This is a genomic window from Autumnicola tepida (assembly GCF_031846485.1).
Lineage (GTDB): Bacteria > Bacteroidota > Bacteroidia > Flavobacteriales > Flavobacteriaceae > Autumnicola > Autumnicola tepida.
This window is the reverse complement of sequence record NZ_JAVRHQ010000002.1, coordinates 230,570-246,579: the sequence shown is the minus strand read 5'-3', so window position 1 is coordinate 246,579 and position 16,010 is coordinate 230,570. Positions and strand designations below refer to the sequence as shown.

At 37.5% G+C, this 16,010-nt stretch carries 18 protein-coding genes and 1 pseudogene; 6 read left to right on the top strand and 13 right to left on the bottom strand.

Annotation, left to right across the window (positions count from 1 at the left end; all coding sequences use genetic code 11):
* Nucleotides 1-11: 11 nt before the first annotated feature.
* The 13 genes and pseudogenes from RM553_RS03805 to RM553_RS03745 all read right to left on the bottom strand — a co-directional run bounded on the left by RM553_RS03805 (nucleotide 12) and on the right by RM553_RS03745 (nucleotide 12,590).
* A complete protein-coding gene (locus RM553_RS03805; RefSeq protein WP_311533620.1) occupies nucleotides 12-644 on the bottom strand; it encodes a DUF2231 domain-containing protein in 633 nt (210 codons plus the stop codon).
* Between the two features lie 340 nt (nucleotides 645-984).
* Nucleotides 985-1,437, bottom strand: coding sequence for a heme-binding domain-containing protein (locus RM553_RS03800; protein WP_311533619.1), 453 nt, complete (start codon nucleotides 1,435-1,437; stop codon nucleotides 985-987).
* Complete coding sequence (locus RM553_RS03795; protein ID WP_311533618.1) at nucleotides 1,437-2,042, bottom strand: DUF3347 domain-containing protein; 606 nt, start codon at nucleotides 2,040-2,042, stop codon at nucleotides 1,437-1,439. Before RM553_RS03795 ends, RM553_RS03800 begins: the two co-directional genes overlap by 1 nt.
* A 26-nt stretch (nucleotides 2,043-2,068) precedes the next feature.
* Nucleotides 2,069-2,605 carry a DUF3347 domain-containing protein gene (locus RM553_RS03790; RefSeq protein WP_311533617.1) on the bottom strand — a complete coding sequence of 179 codons (537 nt, stop codon included), beginning with the start codon at nucleotides 2,603-2,605 and terminating at the stop codon, nucleotides 2,069-2,071.
* Between the two features lie 68 nt (nucleotides 2,606-2,673).
* A complete protein-coding gene (locus RM553_RS03785; protein ID WP_311533616.1) occupies nucleotides 2,674-2,994 on the bottom strand; it encodes a four-helix bundle copper-binding protein in 321 nt (106 codons plus the stop codon).
* A 42-nt stretch (nucleotides 2,995-3,036) separates the two neighbouring features.
* Nucleotides 3,037-3,270 carry an SHOCT domain-containing protein gene (locus RM553_RS03780; protein ID WP_311533615.1) on the bottom strand — a complete coding sequence of 78 codons (234 nt, stop codon included), beginning with the start codon at nucleotides 3,268-3,270 and terminating at the stop codon, nucleotides 3,037-3,039.
* Between the two features lie 35 nt (nucleotides 3,271-3,305).
* Nucleotides 3,306-3,881: a hypothetical protein gene (locus RM553_RS03775; RefSeq protein WP_311533614.1), complete on the bottom strand. Its 576-nt coding sequence runs from the start codon at nucleotides 3,879-3,881 to the stop codon at nucleotides 3,306-3,308.
* 25 nt (nucleotides 3,882-3,906) lie between these two features.
* Nucleotides 3,907-4,101 carry an SHOCT domain-containing protein gene (locus tag RM553_RS03770; protein ID WP_311533613.1) on the bottom strand — a complete coding sequence of 65 codons (195 nt, stop codon included), beginning with the start codon at nucleotides 4,099-4,101 and terminating at the stop codon, nucleotides 3,907-3,909.
* A 12-nt stretch (nucleotides 4,102-4,113) separates the two neighbouring features.
* A complete protein-coding gene (locus tag RM553_RS03765) occupies nucleotides 4,114-6,375 on the bottom strand; it encodes a multicopper oxidase domain-containing protein (RefSeq protein ID WP_311533632.1) in 2,262 nt (753 codons plus the stop codon).
* 97 nt (nucleotides 6,376-6,472) lie between these two features.
* Nucleotides 6,473-7,036 carry a helix-turn-helix domain-containing protein gene (locus tag RM553_RS03760; protein WP_311533612.1) on the bottom strand — a complete coding sequence of 188 codons (564 nt, stop codon included), beginning with the start codon at nucleotides 7,034-7,036 and terminating at the stop codon, nucleotides 6,473-6,475.
* 1 nt (nucleotide 7,037) lies between these two features.
* Nucleotides 7,038-8,255 carry a TolC family protein gene (locus RM553_RS03755; RefSeq protein WP_311533611.1) on the bottom strand — a complete coding sequence of 406 codons (1,218 nt, stop codon included), beginning with the start codon at nucleotides 8,253-8,255 and terminating at the stop codon, nucleotides 7,038-7,040.
* Nucleotides 8,252-12,039: pseudogene (locus RM553_RS03750) on the bottom strand (efflux RND transporter permease subunit). Before RM553_RS03750 ends, RM553_RS03755 begins: the two are co-directional and overlap by 4 nt.
* A 134-nt stretch (nucleotides 12,040-12,173) precedes the next feature.
* Nucleotides 12,174-12,590, bottom strand: coding sequence for an HYC_CC_PP family protein (locus RM553_RS03745; RefSeq protein ID WP_311533610.1), 417 nt, complete (start codon nucleotides 12,588-12,590; stop codon nucleotides 12,174-12,176).
* A 278-nt stretch (nucleotides 12,591-12,868) separates the two neighbouring features.
* Between RM553_RS03745 and RM553_RS03740 the strand changes: the two genes are divergently transcribed.
* From RM553_RS03740 to RM553_RS03715, 6 genes are all read left to right on the top strand, one after another.
* A complete protein-coding gene (locus RM553_RS03740; RefSeq protein ID WP_432271445.1) occupies nucleotides 12,869-13,285 on the top strand; it encodes an HYC_CC_PP family protein in 417 nt (138 codons plus the stop codon).
* 179 nt (nucleotides 13,286-13,464) lie between these two features.
* Entirely contained in the window at nucleotides 13,465-14,046 is a 582-nt protein-coding gene (locus tag RM553_RS03735; protein ID WP_309729399.1) for a helix-turn-helix domain-containing protein, read from the top strand.
* A 407-nt stretch (nucleotides 14,047-14,453) separates the two neighbouring features.
* Nucleotides 14,454-14,672: a heavy-metal-associated domain-containing protein gene (locus RM553_RS03730; protein ID WP_311533608.1), complete on the top strand. Its 219-nt coding sequence runs from the start codon at nucleotides 14,454-14,456 to the stop codon at nucleotides 14,670-14,672.
* 17 nt (nucleotides 14,673-14,689) lie between these two features.
* Nucleotides 14,690-14,908 carry an SHOCT domain-containing protein gene (locus tag RM553_RS03725; RefSeq protein ID WP_150543743.1) on the top strand — a complete coding sequence of 73 codons (219 nt, stop codon included), beginning with the start codon at nucleotides 14,690-14,692 and terminating at the stop codon, nucleotides 14,906-14,908.
* An 18-nt stretch (nucleotides 14,909-14,926) separates the two neighbouring features.
* Nucleotides 14,927-15,202 carry a DUF5676 family membrane protein gene (locus RM553_RS03720; RefSeq protein WP_150543744.1) on the top strand — a complete coding sequence of 92 codons (276 nt, stop codon included), beginning with the start codon at nucleotides 14,927-14,929 and terminating at the stop codon, nucleotides 15,200-15,202.
* Between the two features lie 11 nt (nucleotides 15,203-15,213).
* Entirely contained in the window at nucleotides 15,214-16,008 is a 795-nt protein-coding gene (locus tag RM553_RS03715) for an AlbA family DNA-binding domain-containing protein (RefSeq protein ID WP_311533607.1), read from the top strand.
* Nucleotides 16,009-16,010: the final 2 nt, after the last annotated feature.

The window sequence follows — 16,010 nt, the reverse complement described above, 5'->3', positions numbered from 1 at the left end:
ACAATTTAATGTTAGTGTCCTCCGTGGTCTTCTTCGGCTTCGTTGCTCAAATACTTTCCTTGTGGACCGATCCCTTCAATATATACTAACTGCGAACCATAATGTCCTGCTTCGGACACCGAATAGGCCGAAAAGGCCATTACTACAAAAACTGCTATTTCGAAACCACGCTTTAATTTGACCCAAAGCAGGCTAACTATTTTCAGAATAGCTGCAAGAGCACTCGACCAAAGTGTCCAATCGGCATATTTTTCGTGTTGTTCCAGTACGCTTTTGGCCATTTCGGTAAGTCCTTCTGTATGTGGATGTACAAACGTTCCGGCAACATACGCACCAATAAATCCAGAGCCTACCATTAAGAGGATGACCCAATCCATTGTCCGGTTCAAGGTAAACAGCTGTATCAACTGTAAGACCACCGCTAACAGCAATAGCACAATGGGAAAATGCACGACCATAGGATGCAGGTTTGGAAACGCATCAAAATCTGCTTTTACAGAATCTGATTGTACAGCAGATGCTGTGCTGACCGATAATTCAGTTTCATCAAGGCTATTTCGTTCTTCATTTAAGGCAAAGGTCTTGGTTAAACTACCCAAGAAGGCAATGACCAAAATGATTGAAAAAAAATGTTTTGTATTCATCTTTTATGGTTTTTAATTAGTCCCCAATTAGTTGCAGTACCAAAGTCCCAAGAACTATGATGGCTATGATAGCGTACACGATATAATTGAACCGCTTTTTTAACGGGTTTTTGATTTGTGCTTTGCTATTACCTGTATTGCAACAATCTTTCATCGGCTTTCTTTTTTGTGCCTGACAAGGGAAGGGCTTTTTAAACTAATTAAATTAAGCATACCCTTCACTTACAGGACTTTATCATTATACCCTAAAAAGAAAAGGCTTAACTAACAAACTTCAATAAACAAATTCCCTTCCCTTTTTTTAGGTATAATCTCATCTATTTTATGACTTTTTAAGTTGCTACAAACTATTTTTAAGCAGGTTCATATACTTTATAATTTCTTTTTGATTCGTCTCGGAAAGTCTTGCATCCCTATGGATAATAGTATAGGAGTCCAATGGCATTTTATCGTCCTCAATTTGACTGATAATAGACCGTAGTTTGCTATTTTTCCTTCTGGCTGAATAATCCCCCCATTCATTAAAATTTAATTCATCTTTTCCTTCTTTAATGTGATCCTCCAAGAACCAGGCGGCCGGTTGTATTTTATTGTACCAAGGATAATCGGTATTGTTGCTATGGCAGTCGTAACAGGACACCTGTAATTTGTTTTGTATGGTGGCAGGCACTTTATTTACTTCCATAAAATCGGTTTTTGGAACAGTATCACTTATGTTGCGACTTGCAGGTATAAATTGAATCGCCACAAATGCAACCAACAAAATCAATACAATGATTTTGATAATTCTCATTAATTAATTTCCTTTTGTATTTCCCCACATTTCATCATTTTACTTCCAAAGTATGGATTTTTAATTTCTTTGGTAGCACTTAACCATTGCGCCCCTTTATTATCATTGTACATCGGGCAAAAATCCTGATACAGCTTCATATCAGTTCCTGTTATCGCAATCATATCTATCACATCCTTGCTCAATATGTCGAAATGCTCCCGTTGATGCTCAATAGGGCTTTCTGAAATATGCTCTGCGTGTTCCTTCGCATCTTCAATGATGTCTGTCAATTCCTGTTTTTCTTCTGAAGAATAACTGCTCTTATCAAAATTTTTAAAATCACCGAATAAACTTCCTCCGGCCTTGGCGGCTGCCTCTTGATCATCGGCCACAAGGGCATTTTTTATTTGTAAATAATTATCGATAATTGCATTTGTAGCATTATTACCCGAATTGTTTGTCATCATTTTCTCGGAACCTTCGTGATTATGCCCCTCATCTTGATGCATTTCATTGGACATTGGTGTTGTTTCCCCGTCTTTTTTTCCATCTTTACAAGACATTGCTGTGAGGGTTACCAATGTCATTGTTAGGATACTTAGTGTCATTCTTACTTTTCTCATTTTGATTAGATTTAAATTAATACTCTTTATTTTGAAATGGTTTTCTCTACTGATCCACATTTAGGCATTTTATCACCAAAAAAGGGATTAGAAATTTCTTTGACGTCAGCATACCAATACGCTCCTTTATTATTAAAGGCCATTGGGCAGAATTTTTTGTAAATCGTGCCTCCAGATAGTGCATCTTCAAACATTGGCCCCGCCTTTTCTGTAAATTGCGCAAACAATTCACGTTGTTTTTCGATATCATCAGTATCTGCCATTTTTTGGGAAATGCTTTTCATTGTTGCTCTTTCTTCACTAAAGGAATCTGCCATACTTTTGGCAATTTTTTGCACCTGATTTGCATCCTCTTCAGTTAATGCCATCTTTATTTCCAGATAATTATGCCATATTTTACCGGTCATCCCATCTACAAAATCCTGATCCGCAATATCCGCCGTCATTTTTTCTTCTTTCTTTACTTGTTCTGGTGTATCAATTTTTACCGTTTGCTTTTCCTTACAACTTATAAATGCTATGAGTGTTAAGGCAGCAAATGATATTTTTATTAGTGCTTTCATTTTATCTTTTTAATAGTTAATAAGGATTTCCTCCTCTTATTTTCTTAAGAAGAGGAAATCCAAATTTATTATGCAAGGAACGCTTCACAGGCTTCTGCACATTTTTTACACGCCTCTGCACAATCTTTGCAATGCTGAGCATCGTGTTTTGCACATTCATCTGCACATTTTTTACAGATCCTATGGCAGTATTCTACCTTTTCTTTTACATCTGAATAATTTGCGGCGAGCAATTTTGCAGTTGCGCTACAAATTTCTGCACAAGCTCTATCTGTCCTAATACAATCTACCATCATTTGGATGTTGTCCTCGTCCAGACAGGCATCGGCGCAATAATTACAATGTGCGGCACAGTCGTTCAATGCTTTAATCAATTTTTCATTTTTCATAGGTTCTAAATTTAAATTAATAATCAGTTACTTTATTGAAAATCACATTCCCAGTTTGTTATTGTCCTTGGGCTTTCTATTATTGGTATTGGTGGGATTAATTGTTTTTTTGCGTTCGATATATTCTTCCTTGGTAATTTCGCCTTTGGCGAATCGATTGTTCAGAACATCCATAGGATTTTCTTTCTTTACGGTATATTGTCTGTTTTTTCCATTATATAGAAATAAGACCAATACCAGTACAATCGGTATCAATATCCACCACCACATCATCATAATTGAAAGTTCTTATTGTTCTTTTTCAGTTCTTTTTAGTGCTTATGCCCTTGGGCGTTCTTCATCTCGCCCTTCATTTTTTCCATCTTTTCCTTCATCTTTGGGTCGTTCATCATTTTTTGCATCATTTCCTTCATCATTTCAGGGTTTTCGTCCATCATTTGCATCATCTTCCCTTTCATTTCCTTTTTCATTATTTTGTTGTTATGAATTTTATTCATCAACATTTTACGGCCCTTCTCACTGCCCATCATTTTGTCTAGCATTTTGGACTGCATCTTCCCTTTCATTTCCGGATTTTTCTCCATCATCATTTGCATATGTGATTGCATTTTTTGTTTCATTTCAGGGTTTTTCTCCATCATCATTTGCATATTGCCAGATTCCATTTGTTCCATATGTTTTTGCATCATTATTTTTCTTGCCCTCCTATCTTGTTGGGCCTGGTCGAGAAATTCGTTGAACAGGTCTGGATTTGAAATTATTTCCTGATAAATCGATTCTCGATTGTCTTTAATATCCATCGTTTCAGAAGCATTGAAGGCTGATTTACAACTAACCAGCGTTCCTACTGCAGCGATAATTAATAATGTTTTCAAAAGTGTTTTCATTTCATTTTTATTTAATAATTGTAAATTACTTATCGGTATTAATTGTTTCTTTACGTTCCAAATATTCCTTTTTTGTAATTTCGCCTTTGGCATAGCGCTCATCCAATATTTTCAGGGCATCCTTTCTTTTTTTCTTCTTTTGCTGTTTTCTGCCAGAGTAGATAACAATACCTAGTATTATAACCCCCAGTAAAATCAGCCAATCCCATTCGTACATCATAATAGTTGGTTTTTAAAATCTTGCGGAAAGCCCACCACCCGCACCGAAGCGGTTGTCGTAACTTGCCATCAAGGAAAAGTTTCGTGATAAATAATATTCTACTCCTGCATTCCAGGTCACTTCTTTGGCGAAATTATCGCCTACTGGAAGGTCGTCAACCCATCCGAAATCGGCTTGATATTCATACTCTCCAAATATTGCAGTTCTCGGAAATATGAGGATTTCCCGACTTAAGCTTATTTGAGGTCTTAATTTATTGTCAATGCGTACATCGAGATTAAAGAGATAAGGTGTTAAATACCGAATACCAGCAACTGCAGTGGTTGAAATTTCATCCATACTGTCCTCCAATTCATTTTCAACATTTACACCGCCAAAGACCCGCAAATAGTCGTGCAGATAACGTTCATAAGTTACTTCGGCCTCTAGGTTCTTGTTCCACCCATATTCCGCGGATACATTGAACTGATTGCGAATGTTAGAAGCCACAAAATTAAACTCCGTCATATGGGACGCCGCATCAAGCAATGCCCAGGTGTAGAATGGATCTGTTTCGTTGATTAATTTTGAAACTGGATATTCTTTCATTCTAGGATCGCGAGGTGTGTCGTAACTTATTATTCTGTCCATACCAGCATTCATATGGTAGAGGATATGGCAATGTAAAAACCAATCCCCATACTCATCACCATTATTGCCATAAAACTCTATAGTAACTTTCTGCATTGGCGGGACGTTTACGGTATGTTTTAGGGGGGAATATTCCCCATTTTCGTTAATAACCCTAAAAAAGTGACCGTGCAAGTGCATCGGGTGGTGCATCATCGTAAGGTTATTGTAGGTAATTCGGGTTACTTCATCGCTCTTTATCTTTATCTTATCGGTTTCACTCAATGGAACGCCATTCATACTCCAAATGTAACGGTTCATATTGCCTGTTAGATTTAGCAGTATTTCCCTGACAGGAAGATTTTGATCATACGAAGTTTTTTCGGTTGTTTTAAGATAATTATAATTGTATTCTGAAAACATTTGCATTCCTTCCATCTCCCTATCATCCATTTTATCCTGGGGATGTTTCATCTTTTCGTGCTTAATTGAATCTTTCGGCATATTCATCTTGTCATCGTCCATCTTCATTTTCGAATGGTCCATATCCATTTGCATCCCATATTCTTCTTTCATTTCATACCGCTCGTCCTTTTTAGGGCGGAACTTTAGGGCGTGCGCCCCCATTTTCATATCCATTTTTGCCATTTGTTGCATCATCTGGATTTTATCGGGTTTCGGGACAACTTCCGCAGGAAGTATTTTACCTTGACCAATATAAGCTGTGGTGGTCCCTGAACCGTCCTGTGCCATTACACGTAACTCAATTTTTCCATTTTGTGGAACGGCAACAATAAAATCATAAGTTTCAGCAGTGGCTATAAAAGTCTTATTATGGGCAATGGGAACTACATTTTGACCATCAGCTGAGACCAACATTGGCATTTCCCCACCGAAGGTCATCCAAAACTGGGAGGAGGCGGAACCATTTATGATACGCAACCGAACTTTTTCTCCCGGTTTAAATTGTGGATATTCAACCGATTCTTCGCCATTGATCAAGAATGCAGGATAATAGACGTCGGCAATGTCTGCTCCTTCCATCCGTTGTCGCCAAAAATCGAGTTGTGCGCCAAATGCTCCCCGCCCAATAACTTGATTTAAAGGGGTGGAAGTACCTTTCTTCATTTGGTACCATTCATTACCGCGTTTAAGGTTACGCATCACATTTTTAGGATTTTCATTGGTCCAATCAGATAACATCAATACCAAATCTTTGTCATAATCCAGCGTTTTTTCTTTGGGATTGATTAAGAGAGATCCAAAAACGCCACTTTGTTCCTGAAACATCGTGTGCGAATGATACCAATATGTTCCTGATTGTCTTATAGGGAATTCATATTTAAAGGTGGTGCCGGGCTTTATGGGTGGGGTTGTTAAATAGGGCACACCATCCATAAAATTGGGCAATAGCATTCCGTGCCAATGGATGGAGGTTTCAACGCTCATTTCGTTTTTTACATAAATAACCGCGTATTCGCCTTCGGTAAATTCTAATGTTGGCCCAGGTATACTGCCATTGATGGTCATACCTTTTACCTGTTTTCCCGTTTTATTGACCATTTCTTCCTTAAGGGTTAGCGTGTATTCGTGCACCGGCAAATTATTCACATTGCCTTCTTCGGGACGTGCGGTTTGTGCCGTTGCATTGAAAAGCGCAAGCATTGTTAAAAATGTCAATAATATTTTAGGCATCGATTTGATTTTTAACATAAAAATATTTATTTTTCTAAAATTATTGTTTAATAATTATTGCTTATATTTATATAATTCGGTCTAAGGGATTCCTAAAATTTTTTTCCAAATTTTTGTACTCCGTTAGGCTCATCCCTGTCTCTGTTTTAAATTGATTGCTCAAATGTGTTAAGTTGCTATAATTTAAAAGTTGGCTTATTTCGGTAAAGTTGAGCTCCCTATTGTGTATCAACTCCTTGGCCTTTTCAACCTTTAGTTTGATAAAATACTTTTCCAGCGTTACCTTTTCATTGTAAGAAAATATTTTGCTGATTCTGGAATATTCTTGGTTCAACTCCTTTGAGAGTATTTCCGAGAGTTTTTCGTTAGTTACTGGTAGATTATTCAACAAATTGATCAAAGTTATCTTTGTTTGTTCAACCATTTTAAAGTTCTCACCATCGATAATGTAAAACCCATTCGATTCTACCACGTCCTGTATGGTTTGTTTGTCTTTTTTTGTTTGAATATCGATCTTTATTTCTCCTAATTTTATATCCAGAACCTTAATATTTTCGTTTATCAGTTCAGACTTTAAAACCTTGATGCATCGGTCGCAGACCATATTTTTTATATAAAACGTTTTTTTCATATCAATTGGTTAAATAATTAATCATCGCCGATTGCGTATAGTATTCTTGTATAGCTTCTATCTGATTGATACCAAATTTTAACTGCAACTCCTGGATATCCAATACATCATTAAAGTTAATCGTGCCCGTTTCGTAGTTCCTGATTAAGATTTCTTCGGCATTTTTGGCTTGTTTTAGGTTTTTCTCCTGAATGTTGAATTTTATCCTGGCCTCGTTCCGTTCTGAAATCGCCCTGGCAAACTTCGATTTTAATGTGTTTAAACGATCATTCTTTTGCGATTGAATTTCTTGTTGTTTTAATTCATTCTGTTTGGTTATCGATTTATATTTATTGTTAAAAATGGGGATGGAAACCGAAACCATAGGCATCAAAATATCTTTGCCGTTATCACTAAAATTCATCTCTGGGCGTTCTTCGATAGGGATAAAATCCAATCCTACCCCTAAACTTGGTAAGCTTTCTTTTTGATTGAGTTTTTCTGATTGGACAACCGATTCATATAGCTTATCGAATTTAAGCAACTCCGGATTTAAAGAAAGTGCCTCAAAACCGGGAACGGGATCATCTTCTGGAATCCCTAAATTAGTGACTACCTCTGTAGCTTCGTCATATTTACGATCTAACAAACTATTCAAGGCCGCCTGGATTCCTTTGGCTTTTTGAAACAAAACTTCTTTCTGTTGTAAGATTTCGTTTTGGCGTATTTGTAACCGCAATACATCTACCGCACTGGCATTGCCAACTTCTGTGGCAGTTAAAGCCAATTGCTCGTAGGTTTCCAGCAGCTGGATATTATCGTCCAAAACTTTTTGCTTGGCCCTAATCCCATATAATAAATAATAGAGTTCCGATACCGATAATGCAAGTTTTCGTTTGGCAATGCTAACCTCTACATACTCGGCTTCTGCCATAGCGGAAGCATAGTTTTCCCGTGCAGTAATTGTCCCAAACCAGGGCAACATCTGTTTTACAGAAAATTTAGCGCGTTGCGCCCCTGTACGGGTTTCTGGCTCACTTACAAAATAGGCCGCTCCAAATTCGGTATTGGGCAAGGTATTCACTTCATTTATCTTTTCCTCAGCGATATTGTACCGCAGCTTGAAAGCCTGAATCTCCGGATTGTTTGCCTCCGCTTCCTGAATATAGGATTGCAGTTGTTGGCCATTCATTTGAGTTATGGTCGATAAAACAATTCCTATGATTAAAAAATATCTCATTTACTCGCTCTTTTAAGTTGAAATTCCTTTTTCATACTGAATAGTACGGGCACCACAAAAAGCGTGATTAATGCGATAAGCATCCCTCCAAAACTTGGAATCGCCATTGGGATCATAATATCGCTTCCCCTGCCTGTAGAGGTCAGTATTGGCAGTAAAGCCAAGATTGTGGTAGCCGTGGTCATCAAACACGGACGTATGCGTTTTTGTCCCGCTTCCACAATAGAATCCCGTATTTCTTTTTTATTTTCAGGTTTATTACGGTCAAAAGTTTGGGTAAGGTAGGTTGCCATAACGACCCCGTCATCGGTCGCAATACCAAATAATGCGATAAAACCAACCCATACCGCCACACTTAAATTTATGGTGTGCATCTGGAAAAGATCCCGTAGGTTTTCTCCAAAAAAGTTGAAGTTTAAAAACCAATCCTGTCCGTAAAACCAAATCATTAGGAAACCACCGGCAAAAGCAACGGCGATACCTGTAAAGACCATTAGGGAAGTGGACACCGAGCGGAACTGGAAATATAGGATTAGAAAAATTATTGCTAAAGCCAAAGGAACTACGACAGATAATGTTTTTTCTGCCCTTATTTGATTTTCGTAGGTACCTGTGAATTGGTAGTTGATCCCTTTGGGGACGATAAGCTCACCGCTATCGATTTTTTCCTGAATCAGTGCCTGGGCATTTTCCACAACATCCACCTCCGCAAAACCGTCGAGTTTGTCAAACAATACATATCCCACTAAAAAGGTATCCTCACTTTTGATAACCTGAGGACCCTGCTCATAGCGCACATCAACAAGTTCTCCCAATGGTACAGGGCTTCCTTTTTCGACCGGAACGTAAATGTCCTTAATGTCATCAGGGTTACCGCGAAGCTCCCTCGGATACCTTACGCGTACCCCATAGCGTTCCCGGCCTTCCACGGTTTGTGTGAGTGGCATCCCGCCAACGGCTACTTGAAGTACTTGCTGGACATCTTCTATAGTAATTCCATAGCGTGCCAGCCGCTCTCTTTTAATATCGATGAGCAGATAAGGTTTTCCAACAATACGATCGGCAAAAACAGCTTCTTTTTTTACTCCTTCAGATTGTTTAAGAATATTTTCCAATTGCATCCCAAAAGCTTCGATTTCACGTAAATCCTGACCTTTTACTTTTATTCCCATTGGCGCACGCATTCCCGTTTGGAGCATTACCAGTCGGGTTTCGATAGGTTGTAATTTAGGGGCCGAGGTTACACCGGGTTGCTTGGTTACCCTTACAATTTCGTTCCAAATATCATCTGGGGATTGTATTTCGGGACGCCAGTTTCGGTAGAACTCACCATCATCATCGGGAATGAGGTTTTGGCTTTCTATAAGAAAAGGATCTTTAATTTCTGAATCTTTGTAATCTCCGTCTTCATCCACTTCACTATTGGGGTTTACCACCAAATTTCCATCCTTCAACACAAATAATCCATCCTCATTTACCCTATACCTTTGTCGCTTCCCTTTGTCATTCAGCATATATTCTGACTTATACTGAATGATATTTTCATACATTGATAAAGGTGCGGGATCCAGTGCTGATTCGGTTCGTCCAGATTTTCCAACGACCGTTTCTATCTCTGGAATACTCGCAACTGCCATATCCAATTGCTGCAACACCCGTTTATTTTCTTCCACACCTGCGTGAGGTAAAGAGGTGGGCATTAGAAGAAAAGAACCTTCATTTAAGGAAGGCATAAATTCCTTACCCGTATTCTGCATAATTAGGACTCCAAAAATCACAATGATAGTCGGAACTGAAAGGAATAAAATTTTATTACGGAGTGCCCAACGTAGAATTCGCGTATAGTAACTTTGAAACAACCAGAATACCGCCAATAAACCGAAACAGATAAAACCTACAAATAGCAAATTCCAAAATATACTTTCATCTACGCCAAGTGGCCGCCAGTATTCTGCAAGTAGAAAGACAATCGCTAAGGCAGAAATAAAAATATTTATAGTGTTGGCCCGCTTATCTGAAAGTGTAAGTTTATCGGAAATTTTAGAAGCAATATTTTCATCTTTTAAAAGTGCTGTAATTCCAAAGCCAATTAATAATAGCCCTAACCAATATCCAGAAACTATTGCCGTGATCCCTAAAAGGATCAATAACCCATTGAGGATATATCCGCTAGTTCTCCTGATGCTTTTTCTACGAAACAAAAAAGATGCGAAAGGTGGAATTAAGAATAAAGCCACGATAAGAGATGCTATTAATGCCATTGTTTTGGTAAAGGCCAAGGGTCGAAATAATTTTCCTTCCGCGCCAATCATTGTAAACACCGGTATAAAACTGATAATAGTGGTCAATACCGCGGTAAGAATGGCTCCCGATACTTCGGCAGTAGCATCATAGACTACGGTATTAATAGGCTGCCTTGTGCCACTTTTGCTAAAACGTTCCTCTTCTTCATCGAGATGCCTGATAATATTCTCACAGAGAATGACCCCTACATCTACCATTGTACCAATAGCAATGGCAATACCAGATAGTGCTACAATATTGGCATCAACGTTAAAAAATTTCATCGAAATAAAGACCATCAATACCGCAACTGGCAATAGTCCAGAGATAAGTAAGGAAGCCCGTAAGTTGAACACCATCACAACAATCACAAATATGGTAATGAGTATTTCCAGTGTTAATGCTTCATCAAGGGTACCCAGGGTTTCCTGAATAAGCTCCGTCCGATCGTAAAAGGGGACGATGGTCAATTGCGAGGTACGTCCGTCTGCCAGTTCCTTGGAAGGTAAGCCTGCTTTTAATTCATCTATTTTCTCTTTTACATTATTGATCACTTCCATCGGGTTTGCCCCATATCGTGCCACAACAACCCCGCCTACAACTTCGGCGCCTTCCTTGTCCAAAATTCCACGACGCGGTGCAGGCCCCAAGCTAACGTTTGCTATATCTTTAATTTTTATTGAAGTATACTCTTCAGAAGTAACAACAGCGTTTTCTATATCGGCGATGGACTTTACATATCCCAGGCCACGCACCAGGTATTCTGCCTGATTGATTTCCAAAGTTTGCGCCCCGATATCCTTATTGCTTTCCTTGACCGCTGTAACAATATCTCCTAATCCTATATTATACTGACGCATCTTTTCGGGGTCAACATCCACCTGATATTCCTGAACATAGCCTCCTATGGAAGCTACTTCCGAAACACCACTTGCCGAAGAAAGGGCATATTTCACATAATAATCCTGAATACTTCGTAGTTCGTTTAAATCCCAACCTCCGGTTACATTGCCATCTTTATCGCGCCCTTCTAAGGTGTACCAATAAATTTGCCCCAGGCCAGTGGCATCTGGACCTAAAGATGGGTTTACCCCATCGGGGAGCAAGCCGGCCGGTAAAGAATTTAATTTTTCTAGAATACGGCTACGGCTCCAGTAGAACTCCACATCTTCTTCAAAAATGATATAGATACTCGAAAAACCGAACATAGAAGAACTACGGATAGTCTTTACCCCTGGAATACCTAATAGTGTAGTAGTAAGGGGATAACTTATTTGATCCTCAATATCTTGAGGGGAACGACCATCCCATTTAGTAAATACAATTTGTTGGTTTTCGCCAATATCTGGTATGGCATCTACGGCAACAGGGTCTCGAGGAAGTGAGCCTGTATTCCATTCAAACGGGGCGTTTACGACTCCCCAAGCAATAAAAAGTGCAAGTAGTAGAACGGGGCTACTAGCTTGTTCTCGATTAAAAATTTGATGCTTTTATTCAGCATTACAATGATTATTAAACAGTTATACATCGAATAATATCTTGATAAAATCAAAACATTAAACACAAGAAATTGAGCCCAAAATAGTATTGACCATAGGGCTAATTATTCCGATATTTATCGGAAACTGTTTAAAATCAAATTAAATACGTTTCGTGAAGCTTCTGGACGTCCCTTATGAGATAGGGAGGTGTATAATCTCTAAATGGAACAATGTTTTTATCCAGTCCATCAAAAAGATTAAAATAGGTATAAAAGAAAGTAGCAACGAAGGCTTGCTGCTCAAAAGTTAAATTAGTATAGGATGTTTTTAAATCATCTTGACCGTCAACCACTATTTGAGTATCTGAACAACAAGGTTTTTCCGAGAAACCTTCCTCACAACTTTTTTGGGATGGCTGATCCTCCATTCCGCAGGTCTGCGCATTATGAAATAAAGCAAAGTCAACCAAAGAATCTCCACAATAATGAATATCCACCGTGAACGACATAGTGGTAAAAAACACTAAGCTCGCCAAGGCAATAGATAATATTTTATGGAAAAATGATTTCATAATTCTGCAAAGATATAAAAAACAATAATATATAAAGATATTACTAATTTTTTATTTCGGTTAAAATAAACTTTTAAAGAGTTTTATTTCCTTTTTTATTTTCGACAAAAATAAAAGGATTAGACTTTTTAAATTATGACAAATATCATATTTCAGTTGTCTTTTTTCCATTACGTTTGGAAAAAATAAGGTTTAAAAAATTTTTATAATAATCTTCTACTAAGAAAATTAGACCAAAAAAATAGTTAACATTTGTTAATTTTTTTTATATTCGTATTGTGCAAAGTTTTAATAAAATAATAGCTATCTCTTTAGTATTTGCAGTAATGTTCGCTTCGTCGTCCTTTACTGTGAATATGCATTTCTGCTGTAATAAGCTTGTGGATATGGCTGTTTTTGCTAAAGCTCAGGTTTGTGATAACTCGATTAAGGGTCAAACCAATTCTTTGAAAGAATGTTCTTTTGAAAAAAAAGGTTGTTGTGATAATAAATCTTTTGTAAAAGAAGGTAGCGATAACTTTCAAAAAACTTCATTTGAAATGGAAAATCAAAATCTGGTTTTCCTGCACACATTTTTTTACGCTTACGTAAATCTATTCGAGGGACTTGAGCAAAATATCGTCCCTTTTTTAAATTATGATCCACCCCTCATACCAAAAGACTTTCAGGTACTCCACGAGGTATATTTAATTTGATTTCTTTCTAAGTGGGTTCTTTTTCAAATAACCTACATTTCCCGTATTAGCCGGTACTAAGAACAGGCTAACAATTGGTGCGCTCATTCCTGAGCACGCCACACTCTCAACTATTTGCAAAAGAGCAAATTATAAACCTTTGTTAGATAAAAATTTTCTAACAGTAAATAAATAATACTATGGATTTACAGAAAGAATTCTGGATAAAGAATATGGTATGTAGCCGCTGCCTAAAAGTTATAAAACAAGAACTTGAAGAGCTTGGGGTAATTGTGCTCTCTTTGGAATTGGGCAAATTATTAGTGGAAGCTTCCAGCAAAACGGATACGGATATTACTGATGCTGTGACTAAAGTGCTCCATTCCAATGATTTTGAAATAGTACAAAGTGAAGAGGAAATGTTGGTTGAAAAAGTAAAAATTATCCTAATCGAACTGCTTACTCAGCTACCACTTCATTTAAAAATGAATACTTCAGAACACTTGTCTTCTATTCTTCACAGGGATTATAAAATATTGAGTAAGCTATTTTCTAAAAATGAAAATACAACAATTGAAAAATACTTTATAAAACTGAAAATAGAAAAGGTAAAGGAACTCATTCAGTTAAAACGACATTCTTTTTCAGACATAGGTCACTTGTTAGATTATAGTAGTGTTAACCACTTGTCAAGACAGTTTAAAGAAGTAGTGGGTATGAGTATGACAGACTACAAAAACACGGAAAATTGGAAGCGTAATTTTTACGACGAAATTTTATAGATAACAACGAAAGTTATGCAGATGAAATACTTTAAAAGCAGGTAGATTCACATTCATTTTAAGCCTAGACATCTCCTCACGGCTTGTTGATAACCCCCCAATTATCTCATAAGCCTGTTCAGGTCTTGTAAGTAAGGGGCAATAAATATTAATTCAAAAAAAACAAAACAATGAAAAATCACTGGTTATGGATGGTCCTCGGTTGCGGACTCCCACTTTTATTCATTTTTTTAGCACCCTCTATTGGAATTGGTGGCGGCACTTGGCTATTTACATTTATCATAATAATGTTCGCCATACACTTGCTAATGCCAATGCGGCACGGGAACCATACTCACGGGTTATCCGATGAGAGATTAAAAAAGAAAAACAAAAAAGAAAATCAACATCACTAGAAACTAAACCTAATGAAACAAAAATTTCAAATAAACGGAATCAGTTGTGCTGGATGTGTGGCAAGGGTCAAAAAGACCTTGGAAGAGCATCCCGCCATCGAAAAAGCAGAGATTTTTTTGGCACCAAAAGGAGCTACACTTATAACAATGAAAGAAGCTCTTTCGGTGGATGAACTACAAAAGCAACTCAATACTATTGAGGACTATACAATTGAGGAAATAGAAAAGTAACCTTAAAATTAAAAATTATGCACTTTTATGACGGAAGTTTCGGAGGTATGCACCTCATTTGGTGGTTTATCTGGTTGGCCTTAATCATTTGGATTTTCTTTATCCCAACCGATATTCCATACCAAAGAACAAAAGAAGAAAAGCCTTTGGACATCCTAAAGAAGAGGTTTGCCAAGGGCGAAATTTCAAAGGAAGAATTTGAAGAATCCAAGAATTTACTAAACTCAGATAACTAATCTTAAAACACACAAATTATGTATCGATTAAACGTAAAAAAATTCGGTTTTGCTCTTGGTCTAACAGGAGCCTTGATATATCTGGGCTGTATGATCGTGATGGCTACAGCGGGACAGGAAGGATCCATAACATTTTTTAATAGCCTTGCGCACGGATTGGATGTTACCACTATTATTAGGATGGACGTACCCTTATCGGAAGCACTTATTGGTATCATACAGATTTTTATTTTAGGATGGCTTATTGGCGCGTGCATCGCTGCTTTTTACAATGCTCAAATTAAAAACAAATAAAATTGTGAAAGTTGAAAAAAGTTATGGCGAAAATTAAGATCATTTTAATTCATTTTCTATTGGGTGCAGGCATTTTTTATTTCCTAGTACACCCCTTTACAATGGTGCTTTATTGGTTTGAATTTAGCGAGACAGCTTTTTCATTTTCCTTGTTCCAAGAAGTTTTAAAACAACGTTTTTTAGAGTCCTTTACTTTCGATATGCGGGGAATGGGTGGCCTTTTAACATTATTGGGAGGTTTCTTGGGAATAGTTTCTGGTTTGTTCTGGATAAACCTTAAAAAGAAAAATGAGCTTATAGGCACGCAACAGCGGCTGCTTGTTCGTGACATTGAAGAATTAATTCAAGCTGGCGAAAATAAACGGGTAGAATTTAAGTCTTCCATACGTTATGATTATTACCGTAAATCAACCAATCGCGACCTAGAAGTTATCATAGCCAAAACCATCACAGGGTTTATGAACGCAAAAGGTGGAAAATTAATAATTGGTGTTGATGACGACGGAAATGTTTTGGGGTTGGAAAAAGATTATAAAACCCTAAAGCACAAAAACAGGGATGGGTATGAACGTGAGGTGTTCAGGATTATTTCTACGCAATTGAGTCACGAGGCTTGTTTCAGCAACCATATTTCATTCTACAGTATTAATGAAAAAGATGTGTGCGTAGTGAATATCGAACCTTCCAACGAACCGGTTTATGTGAATGATGAAGGAAACACCACTTTTTATGTACGCACAGGAAATGCTACGTATCCATTATCAGTAAAGGAAACAGTGGATTATTTAAAAACTCAAAAAGCATAAGT

Coding starts and splice junctions, on each gene's coding strand:
- RM553_RS03760 (WP_311533612.1), bottom strand. CDS start 7,036: ATGAAAAAAACGTTTTATATAAAAAATATGGTCTGCGACCGATGCATC.
- RM553_RS03775 (WP_311533614.1), bottom strand. CDS start 3,881: ATGAAAACACTTTTGAAAACATTATTAATTATCGCTGCAGTAGGAACG.
- RM553_RS03785 (WP_311533616.1), bottom strand. CDS start 2,994: ATGAAAAATGAAAAATTGATTAAAGCATTGAACGACTGTGCCGCACAT.
- RM553_RS03795 (WP_311533618.1), bottom strand. CDS start 2,042: ATGAGAAAAGTAAGAATGACACTAAGTATCCTAACAATGACATTGGTA.
- RM553_RS03735 (WP_309729399.1), top strand. CDS start 13,465: ATGGATTTACAGAAAGAATTCTGGATAAAGAATATGGTATGTAGCCGC.
- RM553_RS03755 (WP_311533611.1), bottom strand. CDS start 8,255: ATGAGATATTTTTTAATCATAGGAATTGTTTTATCGACCATAACTCAA.
- RM553_RS03765 (WP_311533632.1), bottom strand. CDS start 6,375: ATGCTTGCGCTTTTCAATGCAACGGCACAAACCGCACGTCCCGAAGAA.
- RM553_RS03800 (WP_311533619.1), bottom strand. CDS start 1,437: ATGAGAATTATCAAAATCATTGTATTGATTTTGTTGGTTGCATTTGTG.
- RM553_RS03720 (WP_150543744.1), top strand. CDS start 14,927: ATGTATCGATTAAACGTAAAAAAATTCGGTTTTGCTCTTGGTCTAACA.
- RM553_RS03780 (WP_311533615.1), bottom strand. CDS start 3,270: ATGATGATGTGGTGGTGGATATTGATACCGATTGTACTGGTATTGGTC.
- RM553_RS03770 (WP_311533613.1), bottom strand. CDS start 4,101: ATGATGTACGAATGGGATTGGCTGATTTTACTGGGGGTTATAATACTA.
- RM553_RS03730 (WP_311533608.1), top strand. CDS start 14,454: ATGAAACAAAAATTTCAAATAAACGGAATCAGTTGTGCTGGATGTGTG.
- RM553_RS03790 (WP_311533617.1), bottom strand. CDS start 2,605: ATGAAAGCACTAATAAAAATATCATTTGCTGCCTTAACACTCATAGCA.
- RM553_RS03805 (WP_311533620.1), bottom strand. CDS start 644: ATGAATACAAAACATTTTTTTTCAATCATTTTGGTCATTGCCTTCTTG.
- RM553_RS03745 (WP_311533610.1), bottom strand. CDS start 12,590: ATGAAATCATTTTTCCATAAAATATTATCTATTGCCTTGGCGAGCTTA.
- RM553_RS03725 (WP_150543743.1), top strand. CDS start 14,690: ATGCACTTTTATGACGGAAGTTTCGGAGGTATGCACCTCATTTGGTGG.